This window comes from Burkholderia sp. BCC0097, assembly GCF_902832985.1.
Taxonomy (GTDB): Bacteria; Pseudomonadota; Gammaproteobacteria; order Burkholderiales; family Burkholderiaceae; genus Burkholderia; species Burkholderia orbicola.
Window position 1 is genome coordinate 364,842 of the sequence record NZ_CADFDM010000004.1, and the last position, 19,733, is coordinate 384,574.

Consider the following 19,733-nt stretch of genomic DNA (forward strand, 5'->3'; position numbering starts at 1 on the left):
TTCACATGTAGCGTGCTGCCGCACCGGTGTGCATCACCATGAATAGCCCTGCATGCCGTAATTTGTGTCGTGCCGACGCCCCCACCACGGCAGGTAGGCGTTGTTGCCGCCGCGCGCGCGGAACCAGTCTTTGTCGGGATCGATCGGCGTGAGCTTCGACGGCGGCAGGACAACGACCGCGACCGGGTGATCCGGATCGGTCGTGCCGGCGACGAGTGCGTTGCCGCCAAAGTGATTGATCCGGCCGATGGCGAGCGCGACGTCGGTCAATGCGCTGCCTGTTCCCATGTCGCCGAGTAGGGCGGCCGTGTTGAATGTCTGCTTGCGGTGGTCGTATTCGGGGAGAGATTCGGTCAAGGTTTGCCCGAGCACGGCAAGGCGTGACGATGATGCGTCGCTGCCCTTACCTGCGTCGTGGACGATGTAGTTGAGGTCAGGGACCGCGATGCCGGCGTTGCGTGCCGCTTGATCGATGGTCGCTTTCCACGCTTGCACGGCGCGGGTCGTGCCGACCTTCTGCGGAAAATCATGCGTGTTGCCGGTTGCGGCCTTGCCGATCCAGGCGAGCGGTTCGCGTTCGGTGTTGAAGGTTGGGCCGGCGAGGAACAGCACGACAAGGTTCTCGTTGATCTGTGCATCAGTGGGCGGGAAGTTGGGCGCGTCCCAGTTCATCACCCAGACACTCTTGTCGGGGTTCGCCTGCAAGTAGTCCAATGCGTTGTTCAATGAAGTGAATCCGGCGTTCGCGCCGCCTTGCGTGATTTGTACGTCGGGAGGCGTGTCGCGGCTCCACAAAGTCTTGGGTGACGGCGGGCCGATTTCGAAGTATTCGACAATCTCCTTGGTCAGGATAGCTTTGGCATAGCCCGGTTCGAGCCTGACGGGTATGGCGAGTTCGACGTGAACTCCGGCGAGTTCGCGCCAGTCTTTTGAATTTTCAGGACTAACTGTGTAGAAGTACTTTGCGTTTATCGCGTAACGCGTATGCATCAAACCAAGCGCTTCGTTGATGTACTTGTGATAGAAACCTTTAAACGTCTCTTTCCCTTGGTTGCCATATGCAACGCCTGCTACTGATTGCAACGTTGTGAACGACTTCGGGTCGGTTCGTACCATGTCATCGTTCTTGTTCGGTGCGGCGAGTCCTTGGGTCCACAATAATTGCCATTGAGTCGAGTAGTCTTTACGCTCCAATGGATTTAACCAGATTAGCCCAACGACCTGTGCGACGAACGGCTTCACCGCTTCTTCCACAAAGGGTCCCGCATGCGTTACGGGTTCCGTCGCCGGTGCCGCGTACGCCGACCGTACCGTGGCAGTGGTGAACAGGAGCACCATGAGTGCAGCTAGGCTGGGCACGACGAAGAATCGTTTCATCCAATCCTCTATTTCCAGTTGTGTCGGGTCCGGTTGTTCTACGTGTGCCATCAACGACGCCATGAGTACGGCCGCGATCATCCATGCTGCGACCGCAACGGCGGCGCGTCGCGGCCATGTAGCGATCAATGCCTTCATATCGCTCCCCCGACCTTCAGATAGAACTGACCTTCACGCTCATCCACAATCGTACCGGGCATGTTTCCTTCGCTTTTTTCAGCGTGGACCCATTCATACAATGGCAAATTATCAAGCTTCCCTTTTGCGAAATAGCTTGCATATTTCTCGTTTGGATTGTCTTCAGGGATACCCGTACCCATCCGCCAGTCCGCCTCAATTCGCAGGTCGTAGAGCTGCTCGGGCGTCAGATAGCAAACCCCAATCGCCACATCGTACGCAAGCGCCTTTTTGGCATGATCCGGATTGGTCATCGTCGTGGAGTGATTTGTCGGGCTGTTGGTCGAGCCACGATCGAGCCAATCGACAATCTGTTGATCGCGCCATTCCTTGTAACCCTTCGGCATTTCGCTCTTGCCGTCCTCGCCGATCACGTGGCCGTCGCCATCGAGCCATTCCGTATTCAGCGTGCGCCGTGCCTCCATCCGCATCAACGCGCGGTCCTCGTAACGCTGTCCGGCTTCGCTCTCTGCCGTCCCTTGCGCGACGCTGTCCGCGTTCTTCGCCTCGTACTGATCGTAAGGATCGTCCGCGCGCTTGTCTGCCTCGCTCTTGCTTGCGTCACGCCATGCGGCTGGCGGATCGTTGCCTTCGTTGAAGTCGCTTATCGCATTGCCGTCCCTCGTTTCGATGGGCTTGCCGAACCGCAACGCTTGCGGCGGGAACGGTTCGTCGAGCGCCGGCGCGTCCGCTACAACGGCCCAGCCCTTCGGCGGAAGGGCGTTCACGCGGAACATATTCAATGCCGAGCTGATCTGGGTCACGAAAAACATGATCGGCGCGGATGCAAGCGTGGCCGCCACCCCGAACACGGACTCGTTTCCCTTGAGCGCACCGATGAGATTGAACTTGGCGGGCGGCGAAGGCGGATACCAGAATCCCGACGTCTTTCCCTTTTGCCGATGCCGCCAGTCGTCTTCCCGATACCGATAGCGCTCCTGCACGCCAACCTGGAAGCCGGAGGCAAAGACGCGCTGCGTCAGCACGCCGGGGACGCTGATATCGTTCAGCTCGTTCTCGTCGATGCCGCGCCAGCCGATGCCTTGAACCGTGACCGCCGAAATCACCTGGTCGTGTGGACAGCAATACGCGGTGACGCGACCATATGTCGATCCGTTCAGGCCGTGGCGAGCCCGATCCTCTTGTGCCGCATAAGACCGCTTGCTGGTCGGCGATACCCGCTCGTTGGCCATGTCTTCATCGATCTTGTCGGCGGGCAGTTCGTAGGCTTTGCGCGTGCCGATGATCGACAGAAACTTGCCGAACGTTTTCGTGCGGGCGGCGTAGGTCTGCCGTCCGCGGCGGCCGGCACCGTCCCTGGTCGCGCGTTGCGACCAGGTATCCATGAACGTATCGGATGGATTGGGGCCGTCTGCGCGCGCAAGGCTGTACGGCGCATTCGCCAGTACATAGGCATCCGCCACGCAATGCCCGCTACGTCCCCACGGATCTTCGACATCGGGCAGCGCATCGCCGAAGAACGCCGCCGTCAGGCCCACGATGTTGCCCTGGCTATGGCATACGACGGTAATCGGCACGTCGGCCTGCATGCGGCGAATCGACTCGATCAGCCTCGCAAGGCGCAACGCCGCGAGCACGCCATACGCGCGGGGCGGCGCGCGATATAGCGGCCGATTGGTCGGGTTGATCCCCTGGACGGTCAACCATCCGGCCGCACGGTCGTCGAGGCCGCCGTGCCAGAGATCGGGCAGGCTCGCGCAGCCGTTCGTGAACGGACCGCCGCCCCAATAGTCCTTCTCGTTCAGGAAAATCTTGTCGCCGTACTCTTTCAGTTCTGCGGCAGTCGCCCGATAGCCCCATCGGAAATGAATGACGGGCGAGAAGGACGGGTCGGATTTGATGTAGTTGCCGGACCAAAGCTTCGGATTCAGAAACCCGTCCGGCGTCACGCTTTCCGTGTACTTCGCCGGCACCAATTGCCCGGCGTCGATGCCGTGATACATCAATTGATCATCCAGCCGCCCGAGCCGACGATTCAGGCCCTCGCACAGCCCTTGCTCGGCGGCTTCGAACCATTCGCCTTCGGAGTTCACCCCATGGACGAAGATGACGACACCAGGCAACGACATTTGCTTGATGCAGATCAGCCGCGTGTCTTTCGTCCACATCGAGACCCCGTCGCTCCGGCCGACGACGATCTGAGGTGGCTCCGGGCGCGGTGCAGCCGGATCGGGCACGTCGGCCTTCGCGGCGTGCTCGTCGGTGCGTGCGTCCTCTTCCGGCCGAGGATCGAGAGATGAATCAATCATCGGGACTCCTGCGCTTGCGTTAAACATTCTTCTTGGTGAACTGCACCGCCAGCCTTTCGAACCGGTCGGTATCGACCGCCGGCAGTTCCCCGGCCGTGTCGGTCGTCAAACTCGACATCGTTCCCGATGCCTTTCGAATCTGTCCCTCGAACCCCGGCGCCGCGTTACCGTCCGTCGGGCGGATCAGCTTCGGGACGCGGCCGAGCGGACTTTGATCGAATGTCGGCAGGTCGACGCTCATGCTGGCGGGGCCGTCCCACGCATGACCATCGGATTTCACGGTGAACTTGCCGGGGCATCCCAGTTCGATATCGCCGCCATGCAGCTTGAGATACGCGCCGCCGGACGTGACGAATACGATTTCGTCGCTTGCCGTGCCGGCAAGCCTGCCGTCGGCTGCGGTCAACTGGATGTTTTTGCCGGACTCGATCTGCGTGTCGTCGTTCTGCGATTGAAGGGCCACTTTCCCCTGATGCGCGATCGCCGATATGCCGTTGCCATGCGCGAACATCGCGACGCCGCGCCCGGCTTGCAGATTGATTCGCTCGCCGCTCGTGATTTGCATGTGTTGCTGCGCGATCTGATCGATGTTCTCGCCCGCATACGTGACGTGCGTCTTCGGCGTGACGTTCAGCGACCCCGCTTGCGCGCCGAACGCCATGAACGCGGATGCGTCGTCTGTGGTGCCGGATTCCGACCGGCCGGGTTTCCAGTGACGGAATGCATTGGCGATGTTGTCCTGACCGGCCGTGTCGGCGGATTGCCCGCCGTGCTGGCCGGCGTGATCGCCGAGCGACTTGAACAGCGCCGTGCATTGATCGAGCAAGCGAATCAGTTCGTCGCGATCGAGCTGACCGCCGGTTGCGTGCGAACGCGCATAGGTCGTCAACAGCATGCCCTGGGCGGCGCGCAACGCCGCAGCGGCGTCGGTGCGCAACTCCGCGCCTTCGCCCCGATCGTTCCCGTGCCCGTCCTTGCGCGGCTGCGTCAGGTAGCCGAGATTCAACTGGGTATGCGCATGTTCGCTCGCCAACTGCGCGGAGATTTGCGATGGCGTATCGTCCAGCCGAAGCTGGTTGTGCCGGCGGCCCTTGATCTCCCGCGTCTTGATCCCGGACACGTAGCGATTACCCGGCAGCGCGCCGGTATTGCTGAAAGTCGCGGGCGGGTTCTCGCCGTTGCTCAACACGCCGATGATCACCAGACGGTCCGGATCGCCCGCCAGGCTCCCCAGCAAGACCTCCATGCCGACACGCGGCAGGAACAGCGCACCGAAGCCTTCGCCCGCGAGACTCGCGGCGACGCGAATCGGCGCGCTGTCGCCGGCCAGGCCGTTCGTGCCGGCACCTTGCGCGTGCGCATGGTCCGCCGGGTCCAGCCCGTGAATTTGCACACGCACGCGGCCGGCCTTGTCGCAAAACACCTCTTCGCCCTGCGTGCCGACGATCGTGCCGGTCAGCAGGTGAACCGGCGGCACGTCGATCGCCGGATCGTAGGCGGGCTTGAGCGGCACGCCGCGTTGCACGCACGTGAAACTGTTCTCGTAGCGGGTGTCCGTTTGTCCCGATGCATCGGGCGGCGGGGCGGTTGGCGTCAGGTTGCGGCTCGCCGCGAACAGCCCGCTTGCGCGGCCCGACAGGTCTTTCGGCAGGTTGTTCCAGATGACGTGTCGAATCGACGTGACGACGAACCGGCGACGATCGATCGACTTCATGTCCAGTTCCGGGTCGCCCGTCAGCGTGAATCCGTGCCCCACCAGCATGTCGCGCACGGTGCCGATGCCTTCGAAGCGCGCGGCCGCGAACTGATGGGCCAGCATCCGGTCGTGCGCGATGCGCGCGTGATCGTTCCACGAGTCGCCGACGTGCGGGATGTCGATCGCGACGTCGGTCAGCAGGCGCGCAAGATCGTTCCCCGACTCGCCCTGGTCGAGGCCGGTGACGGCCTCGAAGTCGTCCATGCGAACGGTCTTGTAATCCCACGATGGGCGGCGGACCTTACTGGGCGACAGGCTCTGGTCGTACGCAAAGAGGGTGACGGTGTCGCGTTGCTCGACGCCGGCGTCGCGCGGGTGAAGGCGGACGGTGCCGGCCGGTGCGTCCGGCAGACGATGCGGATCGTCGCAGAACACGAGCGTGTGAAGCGGCCGCTCGTCGGTCACGCCGCGTCTCCCGTCGACCGGGGCGGCCTTCGCGAAGACCGTGATGCCTTCCCGGCGCAGCAGACGCCGGATGAAGCGTGCGTCGGATTCGTTGACCTGCCGCGTCAGCTCGCGTGCCGGATACCGATCGGCCCGCAATGCCGACAGGTCGAAATCGAACGCTCGCGCGAGTGCGGGGCTGCGCTGTTTCCACTCGTTCATCAGCGTCGCCAGAATGTCCGGCACGCTGCGCGAGCGGAACAGGCGGGCGTTCGTGCGACGGTCCATCAGCGAAAGGGCGTCGCACACCTGCAGCTGATAGACGGTCAGTTCACCGTCGGATTGCCCGGCTCGCACTTCGTGCACGATCGCGTTGATCGCCTGGATGTTGCCGCGATCGGTCGTCAGCCGGACCGATACGGGCAACCCGAGAAACAGCGCAGGCGGCAGATGATCGTAGGTCGACACGCAGGTCAGTTGCCCTTCGATGCCCGACATCAGCCCCTCGCGGATATCGGCGTGATGGAGCGCCAGCAGATGGCCGACCGCGCGTTGCGCCTGCCCGAAATGAAGGGAGACGGGACGCTTGTTCAGGTCGACCCGGCCCGACGCAAAGTTTCTCAAAGTTGCTGCTATCGACATAACGACAATCTCGTTATTTTTGTTCCGGATTCGGATGGGTTCGAATCCGCCTCTCAGGATGGCAATGCGACGGCACTTGGAATTTCGGTGCGAAGAATAGCAAGCTATTTCTAGCTTCAACTAATATTTTTATTTTGAGATGAGAAATAATTTCTTTTGAAACAATGGTTAATGTTTCTTTGAATTGAGTGGGTTTTTTGTTTGGATGGAAATATATCGAGGTGATCATTATGAATTGGTATTTGTCGTGCCTCGTTTGCCCATATCGTCGAAATAGGGGATTTTTTGTCAAGACATGATTGAATTTGATGGTGAGAATTCGGAATTGTCCCGAATCAAAATGAGCAACGGCACGTCACGCCATTGAAATCAGCGCGAGCGGCCTTGTGCACTGGCGCGCGATGTGTACGCCCGCCGATGGGATGCCGAAAAGGCATCTTTCAACATACAAATTCGCCGCCAGATGGTTCGGTCAGCGCCGATTGACGTGCCGCGGGGCGACAAGGAACCTATGACGAGGCGTACCGGCATCGGCGAATTTCGAACGGTGGGTGCGTTGCCGATCATTCCACCCTATAGTGCTCGTCGTTGATCGATCCGCAAGCAATCGGGAGTTCGTCGTGTTTCACCGGAAATTCAAATTGGGTTGTTCGCGCTTCGCGTGCATCGTCGCCGTGACGACGATGCTGGCGCCCGTCGCGGCGCATGCAGAGGTGGAGGCTGTCGACGGCACGGCGCACGTCGCGTCGGCTGTCGACCACGACACGTCCCCGGCACGACCGATTGTCGGCGACGATCCGGTTGCCATCCGGGACGCGCTGCAGAAGGTGCATGCCAGCACGCTCCCACCTTCGTTGCGCGACCGGGTTCGCGGCGCGGTGTCCGGCGCCGCCGGCCGGCACGGCCCGACGAATCCCGACCTGGCGGCCGTCGGTCTGGATCGTGACGTGACGTTCGTGGTGCCGGTGCGGTACGGGGTGAGGTACCGGTCGCGGCGGCAACTGCTGACGCTGGATGTCGACCTGTTCGATGCGGAGCGCGACGGCCAGGCAGGCATCCTGCTCCACAAGGTGACGACGGGGCCGCGAGGGCGCGGGCTCGTGATTGCACCGGAAGCGAAGGCAAAAGGGTACATCCAGCACGTCGACATCATCGAGCTCGAGGCCGGACAAGGCAAAAAGAACACGGTTCGGAGCCGCATGCGGCTTTCGCCCGCCGAATACGCGCAAACGCATGGCGACTTCGCACTGGTTTTTTCCGGACGCCTGGTTCGGCCTTATCTGACCGAACAGACCGAACACGCCGATCCGAGTATCGAGGAGCCGACGGACATTTCGACGAGGATCTCCACGTTGCATATGGATCTCCGCGACATCTGGCTGGTGAGTCCGTCGAGCGGCGTCGTGGTGTCGAAGAAGCTGGGGTTGTCGAAGTAGCGGGTTTCGGCGGGCGGGTCATGCAGGCGCGCGGAGAGGCCTTGGACGATATTTTTCCTGGTAAGTGAGCGGTAAGTCGACTGGTCCTACAGTAGCCCCCGTTTCGACCCTCGACTCCAGGAACGATTGTGAAAACTGCCTTCCGCCGCGAACGCCCGTTATGGCTGATTGCCGCTTCATTCGCACTTTCATCTGTTTCCGCGTGGGCGGACGAGGGCATGAGCCCGCCCGATCCCGACAATACGGGGCTGACCATCCTCAACAACGCGACGAACGTCACGCATTGGGGATTGGGCGCGGGCGTCGGCATCGAGCCGTCGGCCTACAGGGGCGACGGCACCCGTGTATTGCCTTTTCCGCTGGTCTACTTCGACAACAAATGGGTGCAGGCCATCGGCACCACCGTCGATCTGAAAATCGGCAACTGGAGCGGCGTCAATGTCGCGCTGCGTGGCCAGTTCTCGCTGTTCGACGGATACAGTGGCTCCGACGCCCCGATCCTGAACGGCATGGAAAAGCGCAAGGGCGCGTTATGGTACGGGCCCGCGCTGTCATGGAGCACCAGCTTCGGCACGTTCTCGGGTAGCTTCCTGCTCGGCGGAAACAAGGGCGAGCGCGCGAAAATCGGCTTCGAGAAGGCGTTCGCCTTGGGCGCATTCTCGATCACGCCGCATGTCGGCGCGGAATGGCTGAGCAACAAATACGTCGACTACTATTACGGCGTGCGACCATCCGAGGCGCGTGCGTGGCGCGCCGCCTACAGCGCGGGTTCGGCCGTGAACATGTCGGCCGGCACCCGTGTCGACTATCGGTTGACGAAGCAGCAGACGATGTTTGTGGACGTCGGCGTGTCGCGTCTCGGCGACGGCATCACCGACAGTCCGCTCGTCGGCAGGCGGTTCATTCCCGAGGCCCGGATCGGCTACATGTATCGGTTCAAGTGAGTGCGAGCATGCCAAGAGTGGCGATAGTCGAGGATCACGAGCGCCTGGCTGGCCTGTTGTCGCAGGCGTTGGCCGCGGCGGGCATCGAATCCGATCGGTTCGGCAACACCCGGGAAGCCGCTTACGGTATCGACCGGGCCGATTACGCGCTGCTGATCGTCGATCGCGGATTGCCCGACGGAGACGGTCTGGCGTTCTTGCGGACGCTGCGCGCGGCGGGGCGCATGATGCCTTGCCTGATGCTGACGGCGCGCGACGCGTTGCATGACCGCATCGACGGACTCGAAAGCGGCGCCGACGACTATGTGACCAAGCCGTTCGAAATGAGCGAACTCGTCGCCCGCGTCCGTACGCTGATGCGGCGCCCGGCGCTGCTCACGACGCTCGTCGCGTCGTTCGCGGACGTGACCGTGGACCCGCCCCAGCGGGCGATGCGCTGTGGCGACCGGACGGTACTGCTGGCCCCGGCCGAGCTGCAGATCATGCTTTGCCTGATCGAAGCCGCGGGCCGGACTGTCCGGCATTCGAACCTCGAGCATGCCGCATGGGGGCTCGCGGAAGCGGTCACGCCGAACGCGCTCGAGGTGACCGTACACCGCTTGCGCAAGAAACTGACGGCGATCGGCGCAACGATGCGGCTCACCAATATCCGCGGCGCCGGCTTCGCGCTGCGGGAGGCGTGACGATGCTTCGCCGCGTGTCGCACGTGGCTACTCCCTCGTAAGAAAACCGCCATGTTCCGTCATTGGGTCTTGCGTCTGTCGACGCGCCTGTGGGTGACCAACGTCGCCGCGTTCGCCATCAGCCTGGCGCTGCTGTCCGCGCTTTCCGTCTATTTTCTGGATCGATATCCCGATTTCCTGGGAAGACGCCAGCAGATGGAGAGCATCCGCCATATCGTGGCCGGGATGCGTTTCGATGCGGCCGGGCGGCCGGCATCCGTGCGATTGGGCGAGCATCCGGCGGTGATTTTCCGGCTCTTGCCGGCCGACGTGCAGTATCGCGTGCTCGACGCGACGGGGAAGGTGTTGCTGGCGTCGGTGCCTTCGAGCGAGGATCGATCGTGGTTGACGGAGGACATCGCGACCGTGGCCGGCAAGGTGCTGCCCACCACGATCGACGGCAAGGCGTACGCGGTCGCGACGCAGCGCGCGTTGAACGGGAGCGTCGTCTATTACGTGCAGGTGGCGCAAAGCAGGCAACTCGTCGATGCGCTCGTCAGGACGCGGATCGATCCGATACCGAAGACCGTCGCTTATGTGCTGGTCATCGCGACCGTCATTTTCGGACTGACGCTGCCGTTGACGATCAGCCATGTGCTGAAGCCGTTGCGGGAGGTGTCGCGGGCCGCGCGGGAAATCGAGCCGCGCAATCTGAAGACGCGGCTGTCGTCAGCCGGGATTCCCAGCGAGATCAAGCCGCTGATCGATGCGTTCAACGACGCGCTGACCCGGCTCGAGAATGGCTTCGCGGTGCAGCAGCAGTTTCTGGCCGACGCCGCGCATGAGTTGCAGACACCGCTCACGCTGGTCAGAGGGCAGATCGAGTTGCAGCCCGATATCAGTCAGAAGGCGCTTTTGCTTCGCGAGATCGATTTGATGGCCCGGCAGGTCAAGCAACTGCTGCATCTGGCTGAAGTCAGCGAGGCGCAGAACTTCAGTTTCGGCGACGTGAATGGTGCCGACGTCGCGCGGGACGTCGTGAGCTTGCTGGCCGGCAAGGCCGATGCGAAGCAGGTGACGCTTCATATCGAAGCGCGTGATTCCGCGTCGCCGATACGCGCGGACGGCGGGGCGCTTTTCATCCTGCTCAAGAACCTGCTCGAGAATGCGATCAATGCGTCGCCGTCGGGCGGGGTCGTGGTGCTGACTGTTCTTGATACGGCGATTCATGTCGAAGATGAAGGGCCGGGGATTCGGCGGGAACATCTTCCTCGGCTATTCGACCGATACTGGCGGGCGCCGGATTCGCGGTATGACGGTGCGGGGCTCGGCTTGTCAATCTGCAGGGAGATTGCGGAGGCCCATCAATGGACACTGACGGTCGATGTGCTGATGACGGGGACGCGGTTCAGTGTTTGGTTTTAGTCGGGGCGGTGGTCGTGCGGTGGCGGCTTCCACGGTAAAAGGGCTGGATCGAACGGTCCGTCCGGTCGAATTGCGGCTTTCCCCGGGTGACTTGTTCGGCGTCGGGTTTTCGGTATAATGAACCAACGTTCGGAATGTCGAACGTGAGAAATCAAGCATCCAGAGTCGGGTTTCCCGACGCCAACCTGCCCTCCCGGGCAAGGTGGACGCCCTTGGGGCGATGCGGCCGATTGACGGCAACGAAACGGGAGCAGCATGGCTGGCACCGGTTCGATAACCATTCATCCGGAGCAACCATGAGCCAAGTTTCCTCCGCTTCCCATCCGACGGTCTGCGAAGACTGGTCGCATTTTCTTCCCGGTTTTACGTTGACGCATACGGTTCATCTCGTTTCGAGACGGAATCCGGGCATCGTTTCGACCGCGGCGGCTGTGCTCGAAGGTGAAACGGCTACGGTCGATCGGTGGGCCATTACTCGCTGTGGCGACGTTCTCGAACAAAAAATCGTGCTCGGTGAGATGACGGAAGGGCAAGCGGTAAGGCTGCGTGAGCGGCTTGCGGCGGTGGAGGGTGTGCTCCGGACGAGGGTCGAGCATCATTTTGTTCGAGCGAGGGCGGCGGCGGGAAGCGCGTCGGAGGGTAGCCACTAGACAATGCATGCGCGTCGTCGCTGTATCAGGTGATATGTATGAAGCTGGACTAGACCAAACAGACAGCGTCGTTTCATCTGACTCAATTCGGCCAAATTCAGTCGTTCGTGCTAGCGCTCGGAGAGCAACTGGATGTCGCCTCCTCCTTAATATCGACCGTTCGCCTTTCGAGGCATTGACCGCACGACCAGTCGGATAGAATTGCTCCAACAGTATTGAACGAGCTCGAGGTCAACCATGTTCGAACACGTCGTTCTGCGAAGAGCTGAAGGCGGATCTCCCGTGACCGCTGGTCAAATCGCAGAGGCACTGCTCTACTATCAGAAAGTGCATGTCGTGATCGACCGTGGCACGCTGTTCCAGCTAGTAAAGCAGATCGGCATCGAGCGTCTCAAGTTACTGTTGACGCGTCCAGAGTTGTCCGCTGTTTACTGTGAAGAGAACCTAGGCACGCATACCACGTCTGTGGGCGTCACCCAGTTTCACGACTATCTTGCTTTTTCGCTAGCTGGCGACCAAAGCACCAAGCTTAATTCGCCCGAAGAGCGAACAGCGTTTGAACTGGAACGCCAAGGCATTCCGCGAAAGACCGCCAAGGAATTTTCGAAGTGGTTCACTAACCGCGTTCCGATTCATAAGTACACTGGAAACCACTTTGTAAAGGGCGGCATCCCTGATGCCGCAAGGCGTGACCTATCCGATGCCGAATTTGTACGGGAAGCGATTCGACAGGCGATTGCCGCGTCATTGGAGGGGCAGGCACCTAGCAGTGATCTGCAGTTTGAGCTATTGCACACGGAGCAAGGTTATTGCGCCTTCTCGAACATCGACTTCGACACAATTAATACACGACGGGCGAAAGCGGTGCCGCCATTGGAGCCCGTTACCGTCGCACATTTTCTGACTAACATTCTGGATGCGCGGGCGGATCTCACGATGGCTTCTTACTATGGAGGTGACTTTGTAACCTCTGCGCTCACGTCAGCAATTATCCGCGTACGGTACGAAGATGTGTTGCGGCGTTCGCAACTGAATCTGGAGTCGCGGGAACAATTTATTGACATTGTCCTTCCAGGGGCGCCAAGTCTGTCCGAAGCTATCGACGCGGGCGAACGTTCGATCGATGAGTTCTTTCGCTTGCTAGATAAGAGTGGTCGATTCAGAAACTGGCTTGGAACAGTGAATCCAGATGAAAATTTGGTCCGCGCCTACATTCGCGAAATTACATCCGAACCTTCAGTTCAAGGCATTACAGCAAAGACCGTACGATACGCTTTAACGACCGCACTTGGTTTTGCAAATCCAGTCGCAGGCGTGGTCGCGGCGGGTGTAGACAGTTTTGTTGTTGACAAACTTTTGTCGGGCTGGCGGCCAAACCATTTCATCGTCAAAAAACTTTTGCCTTTCGTGCGTGGTTATTGACTGATGGGGTTAGCAGTGACCGTTGTACCTTGAAAACTACCGTTGAGAGGATCTCGCGTCGAAGGGCTGAAACGGGTCGGCAGCGGGCATCGACGCTGCCTTCTTTCCGAGTCAGTAACGGGGTCGATTTCGTCGCTTGATGAAGTGACGGCCAGGCAAATCCAAGATCCTGATCCGACGCTGACTGAGAGAACAGATCTTGGCATACGCAGGTGGGAGAAAACACCCCTCACTCCACCGTCACCGACTTAGCCAGATTCCTAGGCTTATCAATATCTGTGCCCCGTGCCAACGCCGCGTGATACGCGAGCAATTGCATCGGCACAGTATGCAAGATCGGCGACAACGGCCCGTAGTACTCATTGAGCCGAATCACCTCGATCCCTTCAGTCGGCACCAACCCACAGTCCACATCCGCAAACACAAACAGCCGTCCATTCCGCGCACTGACCTCATGCATGTTCGATCGCAGCTTTTCAAGCAACATGTCATTCGGCGCGACCGCGATCACCGGCATCTCGTTGCTGACGAGCACCAGCGGCCCATGCTTCAGCTCACCGGCCGGATACGCCTCCGCGTGAATATAGGAAATCTCCTTCATCTTCAGCGCACCTTCGAGCGCGATCGGATAATGCATCCCGCGCCCGAGAAACAGCATGTTGTCGCGTCGCGCGAGCAACTCCGACCACGCCATGATCTGCGGCTCCAGCGCGAGCACTTTCGACATCGCATCGGGCAGGTGCCGCAGCGCGCGCAAATGCTCCTTCTCCTCGTCGTCGCTCAATCGTCCGCGCACCTGCGCGAGTGACAACGTCAGCAGGAACAACGCAACGAGCTGCGTCGTAAACGCCTTCGTCGAAGCGACGCCGATCTCGATCCCCGCACGCGTGACGAACTGCAGCGCACATTCGCGCATCAACGCACTCGTCGCGACGTTGCAGATCGCGAGCGTATGCGTCATCCCGCTTTTCTTAGCGACATGCACGGCACCGAGCACATCGGCCGTTTCACCGCTCTGCGACACCGCGACAACCAGCGTGCGCGGATTCGGCACGCCGTCGCGGTAACGAAACTCACTGGCGATTTCGACGCTCGCCGGAAGCTTCGCGATGCTTTCGATCCAGTACTTCGCGGTCAGCGCTGCGTGATAACTGCCGCCGCACGCGAGCAGCAGCACCGAATCGACGTCGTTGAACACGCGCCAAGCGCCGTCGCCGAACAGCTCGGGCATGATCGACGAAACGTCGAGCAGCGTATCGGCCACGGCCTGCGGCTGCTCGAAGATTTCCTTCTGCATGTAGTACCGATACGACCCGAGATCGGCCGCGCCGCTATGCGCGGCGACGCGTTGCACCGCGCGCTCGACGCGTTGGCCGTTCGCATCGACGATCCAGTAGCGATGCAGTTGGATATCGGCGACGTCACCGTTCTCCAGGTAGGCAATGCGATCGGTGATACTCGACAGCGCAATCGCATCGGACGCCAGAAAATTCTCGCCTTCGCCGACCCCGACGACGAGCGGCATCCCGTCGCGCGCGCCGACGATCCGGTGCGGCTCGTCGCGGCACATCACCGCGATCGCATAGCTGCCGCGCAGTCGCGCCACCGCACGTCGAACCGCGTCGAACAGGTCGCCGTCGTACAGGTGGTCGATCAAATGCGCGATCGCCTCGCTGTCGGTCTGACTCGCGAATACATAACCGTGGCCCTGCAGTTCCGCGCGCAGTTGATCGCAGTTCTCGATGATCCCGTTGTGCGACAGCGCGATGCGCGCATTCGCGTCGCTCGGCGAGAAGTGCGGATGCGCATTGAGCGTGACGGGCGCGCCATGCGTGGCCCAGCGCGTATGCGCGATGCCCGTGTAACCGGATAACGCCAATTCGGCAATCTCACGCTGCAGGTTCGCGACACGATCGACGCTGCGGGCGCGCGCCAGCGCGCGGTCGCGGTAGACCACGACGCCGCACGAATCGTAGCCGCGGTATTCGAGCCGCTTCAGGCCGTCGACCAGGTTCGGCAGGATGTCTCGCTGGGCGACCGCCCCGACAATTCCACACATATCGCGCTCCGTAAATGTCCTGTCTGAATCAGTGAGAGCGATGGTAGAGCCGGTGAAATGGAATTAAATTTCAAAAAACAAACGAATATGAAACGGACAGATGATCTTCTATCATGTTGAAATTAAATTTCACTCACTAACCGGAAGGAGTGGCCGATGGCCGGCATCACCCTCGACGATCTCGACCTGCGCATCCTCGCGATCCTGCAGGACGACGCGTCGGTGTCCAATCTGCAACTCGCCGAGCGCGCGCTGTCGTCGCCGCCTACCTGCATGCGTCGAGTGCGCCGGCTGACGGAGGCCGGCGTGATCCGCCGGCAGGTTGCGGTGCTCGACCCGGTCGCGATCGGCACGGCCGTCACCGCGCTGATCGAGATCAGCCTCGATCGTCAGACGGCCGAGGACTACGACGCGTTCGAAGCGTACGTGTGCGCGGAGCCGGCCGTCACGCAGTGCTACCGCGTGTCGCCGGGGCCCGATTTCGTCGTGATCGCCGATCTGGCCGACGTCGCCGAATACGACGAATTCGCGCGGCGGCTGTTCACCGGCGCGTCGAACGTCCGCAACGTGCGGACGTTTTTCTCGACGCATCGCGCGAAATTCGAAGCGAACGCACGGGTCGCGCATGCGATGCGCAAGCGCACGTAGCATGAGGTAGCCGCGTCGTTCGTCCCGCATCACGCAGCGGTGGCCGCGTCCGCCAGTTGCAGCGGCTTGCCGTACCCGAAGCAATGCGCGGGCTCCGGAAACACGCGCTCCCGCACGTCGTGCGCGTACTGGCGGATCGCGTCGCGCATCACCGCATTCGCATCCGCGTAACGCTTCACGAAGCGCGGCGTGTACGCATCGAATGCACCGATCATGTCCTCGGTCACGAGCACCTGTCCGTCGCACGCGGGCGATGCGCCGATGCCGATCGTCGGGATCGTCAGCGTGTCGGTCAGGTGGCGCGCGAGCGCCTCGGCCGTGCCTTCGATGACGACGCCGAATGCGCCGGCCCGCTCGGCCGCGCACGCGGCGTCGAACACCTGCGCGGCGGAACGCGGGTCCATGCCCTGCGCGCGGAAGCCGCCCGTCGCGTTGGCCTGCTGCGGCATGAGGCCGACATGCGCCATCACCGGAATGCCGCGATCGGTCAGGAAGCGGATCGTGTCGGTCATCTCGCAGCCGCCTTCGAGCTTCACGGCCTGCGCGCCGGTTTCGGCGAGCAGCCGCGCGGCGGAGCGATAGGCTTGCGCGGGCGATTCCTGGAACGTGGAGAACGGCAGATCGACGACGACGCACGCCTGCGCGGCGCCGCGCACGACGGCTGCCCCGTGTGCAATCATCATGTCGAGCGTGACGCGCAGCGTATCGGGCATCCCGTACAGCACCATGCCGACGGAGTCGCCGACGATGATCACGTCGGCCACTTCATCGACGAGCTTCGCCATCGGCGCGGAATACGCGGTCAGCGACACGAGGCTGCCGATGCCTTTGGTCGAGCGGATCGCGGTGACGGTCTTGCGGGTGATGCGGGTATGAGCGCTCATGGGCGGAAGCCGTGTGAAAAAGGAACCGCCACGGTAGCATCGCGCTCGTTCGTGCAATGACCTTCGGAGGACGTCTTATGTTGCTGGCGGGACAACCCGGGCACCCTTACGCGGTGCCGCCGATGGCGCGCCTGCCGAGGCCGCTGTACGTGCGTGCGTTCGGGATTCCCGGCAACGTGAGCGTCGACGCGCACAGTCATCCGTGGGCCCAGCTGATGTATGCGACGAGCGGCGTGCTCGAAGTGTCGACACCGTCGGGCCGGCAACTGCTGCCGCCGCACTACGCGATGTGGATTCCGCCGCACGTGCCGCACGCGGTGTCGACGCGCGATTGCGTCGCGTTCCACAGCCTGTATCTCGACGAGGCAATCGCGCGCAGCGACGTGAACGACGATTGCACGATCCTCCGCATGACGCCGCTGCTGCGCGAACTCGTGCTGGCGACCGGCGAGTTGCCGGTGAACTACGACGAGTCGGGGCCGGACGGTGCGCTCGTGTGCCTGATCGCGGACCGGATCGCCCGCATGCAGCCGGCGCCGCTCACGGTGCCGATGCCGCGCGATCCGCGCCTGCTGAAAATCGCGCGTGCGTTGCATGCGGCGCCGGGCGATACGCGCAGTCTCGACGAATGGGGCCATCAGGTCGGCGCGACGCGGCGCACGCTGTCGCGGCTGTTCCGGCAGGACACGGGGCTGTCGTTCACCGAATGGCGGCAGGCCGTGCGGCTGCTCGCGTCGCTGCCGCTGCTCGAGGCGGGCGTGCCGATCGGCACGGTGGCCGCGCAACTGGGTTACGACTCGACGTCGTCGTTCATTGCGCTGTTTCAGGCGAAATTCCGCGTGACGCCCGGCGCATATGCGAAGCGTGAAGCGCGCCGGCCGGTGTTGAGCGCGTGATGCGCACCCTCCATCAGAACGCGAGCGCCTGCTGCGTCGGTTGATACGCGCCACGCGAAAACCCCGCGCCTTCGAGCGACAGCAGCGCGCGCTTGCGGTCGATCCCGCCCGCATAGCCCGTCAGGCTGCCCGACGCGCCGACCACGCGATGACACGGCACGATGATCGATACCGGGTTGCGGCCGACCGCGCCACCCACGGCGCGTGCGCCGCTCATCGGCAGCCCGACGCGCTCGGTGATGTCGCCATACGACACGAGTTCGCCGAACGGAATCGCGAGCAGTTCCTGCCATACCCGTCGCTGAAACGCGGTGCCGCGCAGGTGGATCGGCACCGAGAACGTGTCGCGCGCGCCGGTGAAGTACTCGGCGATTTCCTCCGCGACCCGGCGTGCGACCGGCGACCTGGCGAGCGCGTCCGCTTCGCGCATGATCGCAAGCGACGGGAAGTATTTCTGGCCGACGAAGTACAGGCCGGTCAGCGCATCGTCCTCGATGCGCACGGCGATGTCGCCCAGCGGGCTCGGAATCAGGTGAGCGGGAGTCATCGCGATACATCTCCATGAAGGCGCCACACATGCAGTGCGGCATACGCGCGCCACGGCGCCCAGCGTGCCGACGCGTGCGGCGCGGAGGATGCCATGCGCGCGGGTTCGGTGCGGGCGGGCAGCCACGCGTCGTCGGCGGGGAACGCGTTCGGCCACGCCATCGCACGCATCGCGACGTACTGCACCGCGCGTTCGTCGAAGCGAGGCAGCGCGCGCAGCGCGGCAAGCGTCGCATCGAGCGGCGCCATCGGTTCGAGCGCGAGCGTGCCGTCGTCGACGGCGCGGGCGAGCGACACGATCGCGCGTGCGGTGTCGCGTTCGACGCCGATCGTTTCAAGGGCCGAAGGCGGCAGCGCGGCCAGCGTCGCGGCGCAGGGCAGCGCGTGCGTGAGGCCCGGCGGCGCGTCGTCGACGGAGTGGCCGAAGCGTTCCGCGATCCGTGCCAGCAACGGCGTATCCGCCTGCGCCGACGCAAGCTGCTCGCCCACGATCGCACGGATCGCGATCTCGAGACCGTCGAACGCGCCGGGCACGCGCAGGCCTGGCGAGCCGCTCGCGAGATCGCCGAGATGCGCATCGATCACGTCGGGGCGGCTGTCGAGATCGAACAGCCGGCGCACGCGTGCGAGCACGGCCGGCACGACCGGCGTCAGCGCGGGCGACACGGTGACGGCCAGCGCGAAGCGCTGCGGCACGTGCGCGACGGACAGCCAGCCGGCCACACGGCCGCCGTCGTTTCGATTCGGCAATTCGACGATGCGTGCATAACCCTTCGCGTCGATCCGCTCGACGCCATCGATCTGCCGCTGCGCGAGAAACCGCATCAGGTCGGCCCACGCGAACGGCGGCCGGTACGGCAGCGGAAACGTCATGTCGCCGTCGGCCGCTGCACCGGCCCCTTTGCGCAGCCGCAGCGGATTGAGGCCGTAGCGCTGGCGGAACAGGTCGTTGAAGCGCCGTACGCTGCCGAACCCGGCCGTCGACGCGACGACGGCCACCGGCAGCGCGGTATCGGTCAGCAGCCGCTTGGCCATCAGCAGCCGCTGCGTCTGCGCGAACTCGACCGGCGACACGCCGAACTGCGCGCCGAAGATGCGGCGCAGATGGCGTTCGGTCACGCCGACGCGCCGTGTGAGCGCAGCGACGGAATGCGCGTTCAGGAAACCGTCGTCGATCAGCGTCGCGGCCGCGTCGGCGAGGTTGCCGGACAGGTCGAGCAGCCCTTGCCCCGGCGCGAGTTCGGGGCGGCAGCGCATGCAGGGCCGGAAGCCGGCTTTCTCCGCGGCCGCGGCGGTCGGGTAGTAGCTGCAGTTTTGCGCTTTCGGCGGCTTCACCGGGCAGACCGGGCGGCAGTACACCCCGGTCGTCGCGACGCCGACGAAGAACCAGCCGTCGAAGCGGCGGTTTCGCGAAAGCAGGGCGTCGTAGCAGGTGTCGGGGTCGAGGCGCATGGGACGACTGTAAACCATCCTTGCGGTCGATTCTGGCTGGAATCGGACATGTGTCTCAACGGTCGCGCGCCCGCCGCGCCGCAGCGGGAAAATCAGGGGAAAA

The 19,733-nt window shown here is 62.7% G+C and carries 15 protein-coding genes and 1 riboswitch; of the genes, 8 read left to right on the forward strand and 7 right to left on the reverse strand.

Annotated features, from left to right (window positions below):
* Nucleotides 1–33: 33 nt before the first annotated feature.
* From HWX07_RS15390 to HWX07_RS15400, 3 genes are read right to left on the reverse strand one after another with little or no spacing between them, the layout of a single operon-like run.
* Nucleotides 34–1,515 carry a virulence factor gene (locus HWX07_RS15390; RefSeq protein ID WP_175876791.1) on the reverse strand — a complete coding sequence of 494 codons (1,482 nt, stop codon included), beginning with the start codon at nucleotides 1,513–1,515 and terminating at the stop codon, nucleotides 34–36.
* Nucleotides 1,512–3,824 carry a hypothetical protein gene (locus HWX07_RS15395; RefSeq protein ID WP_175876792.1) on the reverse strand — a complete coding sequence of 771 codons (2,313 nt, stop codon included), beginning with the start codon at nucleotides 3,822–3,824 and terminating at the stop codon, nucleotides 1,512–1,514. The genes HWX07_RS15390 and HWX07_RS15395 overlap by 4 nt, the downstream gene beginning before the upstream one ends.
* Nucleotides 3,825–3,843: 19 nt before the next feature.
* Nucleotides 3,844–6,606: a type VI secretion system Vgr family protein gene (locus HWX07_RS15400; protein ID WP_175876793.1), complete on the reverse strand. Its 2,763-nt coding sequence runs from the start codon at nucleotides 6,604–6,606 to the stop codon at nucleotides 3,844–3,846.
* A gap of 620 nt (nucleotides 6,607–7,226) precedes the next feature.
* Between HWX07_RS15400 and HWX07_RS15405 the strand changes: the two genes are divergently transcribed.
* From HWX07_RS15405 to HWX07_RS15430, 6 genes are all read left to right on the forward strand, one after another.
* Nucleotides 7,227–8,042 (forward strand): hypothetical protein, encoded by an 816-nt coding sequence (locus HWX07_RS15405; protein ID WP_175876794.1) that lies wholly within the window; start codon nucleotides 7,227–7,229, stop codon nucleotides 8,040–8,042.
* Nucleotides 8,043–8,170: 128 nt separating this feature from the next.
* Nucleotides 8,171–8,986 (forward strand): MipA/OmpV family protein, encoded by an 816-nt coding sequence (locus tag HWX07_RS15410; protein ID WP_175876795.1) that lies wholly within the window; start codon nucleotides 8,171–8,173, stop codon nucleotides 8,984–8,986.
* A gap of 8 nt (nucleotides 8,987–8,994) precedes the next feature.
* Nucleotides 8,995–9,669 carry a response regulator transcription factor gene (locus tag HWX07_RS15415; protein WP_175876796.1) on the forward strand — a complete coding sequence of 225 codons (675 nt, stop codon included), beginning with the start codon at nucleotides 8,995–8,997 and terminating at the stop codon, nucleotides 9,667–9,669.
* Between the two features lie 51 nt (nucleotides 9,670–9,720).
* Complete coding sequence (locus tag HWX07_RS15420; protein ID WP_175876797.1) at nucleotides 9,721–11,073, forward strand: ATP-binding protein; 1,353 nt, start codon at nucleotides 9,721–9,723, stop codon at nucleotides 11,071–11,073.
* Between the two features lie 150 nt (nucleotides 11,074–11,223).
* A riboswitch (SAM-I-IV-variant riboswitch) is annotated at nucleotides 11,224–11,327 on the forward strand.
* 42 nt (nucleotides 11,328–11,369) lie between these two features.
* The gene (locus HWX07_RS15425) at nucleotides 11,370–11,723 is read left to right on the forward strand and encodes a hypothetical protein (RefSeq protein ID WP_164728209.1); all 354 of its coding nucleotides are present in this window, start codon (nucleotides 11,370–11,372) and stop codon (nucleotides 11,721–11,723) included.
* A 237-nt stretch (nucleotides 11,724–11,960) separates the two neighbouring features.
* Nucleotides 11,961–13,145, forward strand: coding sequence for a hypothetical protein (locus HWX07_RS15430; protein WP_175876798.1), 1,185 nt, complete (start codon nucleotides 11,961–11,963; stop codon nucleotides 13,143–13,145).
* Nucleotides 13,146–13,374: 229 nt separating this feature from the next.
* On the opposite strand, the gene glmS is transcribed toward HWX07_RS15430, so the two are convergent.
* Nucleotides 13,375–15,204 (reverse strand): glutamine--fructose-6-phosphate transaminase (isomerizing), encoded by a 1,830-nt coding sequence (gene glmS, locus HWX07_RS15435; protein ID WP_175876799.1) that lies wholly within the window; start codon nucleotides 15,202–15,204, stop codon nucleotides 13,375–13,377.
* Between the two features lie 156 nt (nucleotides 15,205–15,360).
* Between glmS and HWX07_RS15440 the strand changes: the two genes are divergently transcribed.
* Nucleotides 15,361–15,852 (forward strand): Lrp/AsnC family transcriptional regulator, encoded by a 492-nt coding sequence (locus HWX07_RS15440; protein ID WP_006479823.1) that lies wholly within the window; start codon nucleotides 15,361–15,363, stop codon nucleotides 15,850–15,852.
* A gap of 29 nt (nucleotides 15,853–15,881) precedes the next feature.
* On the opposite strand, the gene panB is transcribed toward HWX07_RS15440, so the two are convergent.
* Nucleotides 15,882–16,736 (reverse strand): 3-methyl-2-oxobutanoate hydroxymethyltransferase, encoded by an 855-nt coding sequence (panB, locus tag HWX07_RS15445; RefSeq protein ID WP_175876800.1) that lies wholly within the window; start codon nucleotides 16,734–16,736, stop codon nucleotides 15,882–15,884.
* Nucleotides 16,737–16,813: 77 nt separating this feature from the next.
* Between panB and HWX07_RS15450 the strand changes: the two genes are divergently transcribed.
* On the forward strand, nucleotides 16,814–17,632 hold the full coding sequence (locus tag HWX07_RS15450) for a helix-turn-helix transcriptional regulator (protein ID WP_175876801.1): 819 nt from the start codon (nucleotides 16,814–16,816) through the stop codon (nucleotides 17,630–17,632).
* A gap of 13 nt (nucleotides 17,633–17,645) precedes the next feature.
* Here the strand turns inward: HWX07_RS15450 and HWX07_RS15455 are convergent, their stop codons facing one another.
* Together HWX07_RS15455 and HWX07_RS15460 are read right to left on the reverse strand one after the other, a co-directional pair.
* The gene (locus HWX07_RS15455) at nucleotides 17,646–18,179 is read right to left on the reverse strand and encodes a methylated-DNA--[protein]-cysteine S-methyltransferase (protein ID WP_175876802.1); all 534 of its coding nucleotides are present in this window, start codon (nucleotides 18,177–18,179) and stop codon (nucleotides 17,646–17,648) included.
* A complete protein-coding gene (locus HWX07_RS15460) occupies nucleotides 18,176–19,648 on the reverse strand; it encodes an AlkA N-terminal domain-containing protein (RefSeq protein WP_175876803.1) in 1,473 nt (490 codons plus the stop codon). The genes HWX07_RS15455 and HWX07_RS15460 overlap by 4 nt, the downstream gene beginning before the upstream one ends.
* Between the last annotated feature and the right edge of the window lie 85 nt (nucleotides 19,649–19,733).

Excerpts from the sequence above, each read along its gene's own strand:
- HWX07_RS15390 (WP_175876791.1), bottom strand. The coding sequence starts at position 1,515 with ATGAAGGCATTGATCGCTACATGGCCGCGACGCGCCGCCGTTGCGGTC.
- HWX07_RS15395 (WP_175876792.1), bottom strand. The coding sequence starts at position 3,824 with ATGATTGATTCATCTCTCGATCCTCGGCCGGAAGAGGACGCACGCACC.
- HWX07_RS15400 (WP_175876793.1), bottom strand. The coding sequence starts at position 6,606 with ATGTCGATAGCAGCAACTTTGAGAAACTTTGCGTCGGGCCGGGTCGAC.
- HWX07_RS15415 (WP_175876796.1), top strand. The coding sequence starts at position 8,995 with ATGCCAAGAGTGGCGATAGTCGAGGATCACGAGCGCCTGGCTGGCCTG.
- HWX07_RS15420 (WP_175876797.1), top strand. The coding sequence starts at position 9,721 with ATGTTCCGTCATTGGGTCTTGCGTCTGTCGACGCGCCTGTGGGTGACC.
- HWX07_RS15425 (WP_164728209.1), top strand. The coding sequence starts at position 11,370 with ATGAGCCAAGTTTCCTCCGCTTCCCATCCGACGGTCTGCGAAGACTGG.
- HWX07_RS15430 (WP_175876798.1), top strand. The coding sequence starts at position 11,961 with ATGTTCGAACACGTCGTTCTGCGAAGAGCTGAAGGCGGATCTCCCGTG.
- glmS (WP_175876799.1), bottom strand. The coding sequence starts at position 15,204 with ATGTGTGGAATTGTCGGGGCGGTCGCCCAGCGAGACATCCTGCCGAAC.
- HWX07_RS15440 (WP_006479823.1), top strand. The coding sequence starts at position 15,361 with ATGGCCGGCATCACCCTCGACGATCTCGACCTGCGCATCCTCGCGATC.
- panB (WP_175876800.1), bottom strand. The coding sequence starts at position 16,736 with ATGAGCGCTCATACCCGCATCACCCGCAAGACCGTCACCGCGATCCGC.
- HWX07_RS15450 (WP_175876801.1), top strand. The coding sequence starts at position 16,814 with ATGTTGCTGGCGGGACAACCCGGGCACCCTTACGCGGTGCCGCCGATG.
- HWX07_RS15455 (WP_175876802.1), bottom strand. The coding sequence starts at position 18,179 with ATGACTCCCGCTCACCTGATTCCGAGCCCGCTGGGCGACATCGCCGTG.
- HWX07_RS15460 (WP_175876803.1), bottom strand. The coding sequence starts at position 19,648 with ATGGTTTACAGTCGTCCCATGCGCCTCGACCCCGACACCTGCTACGAC.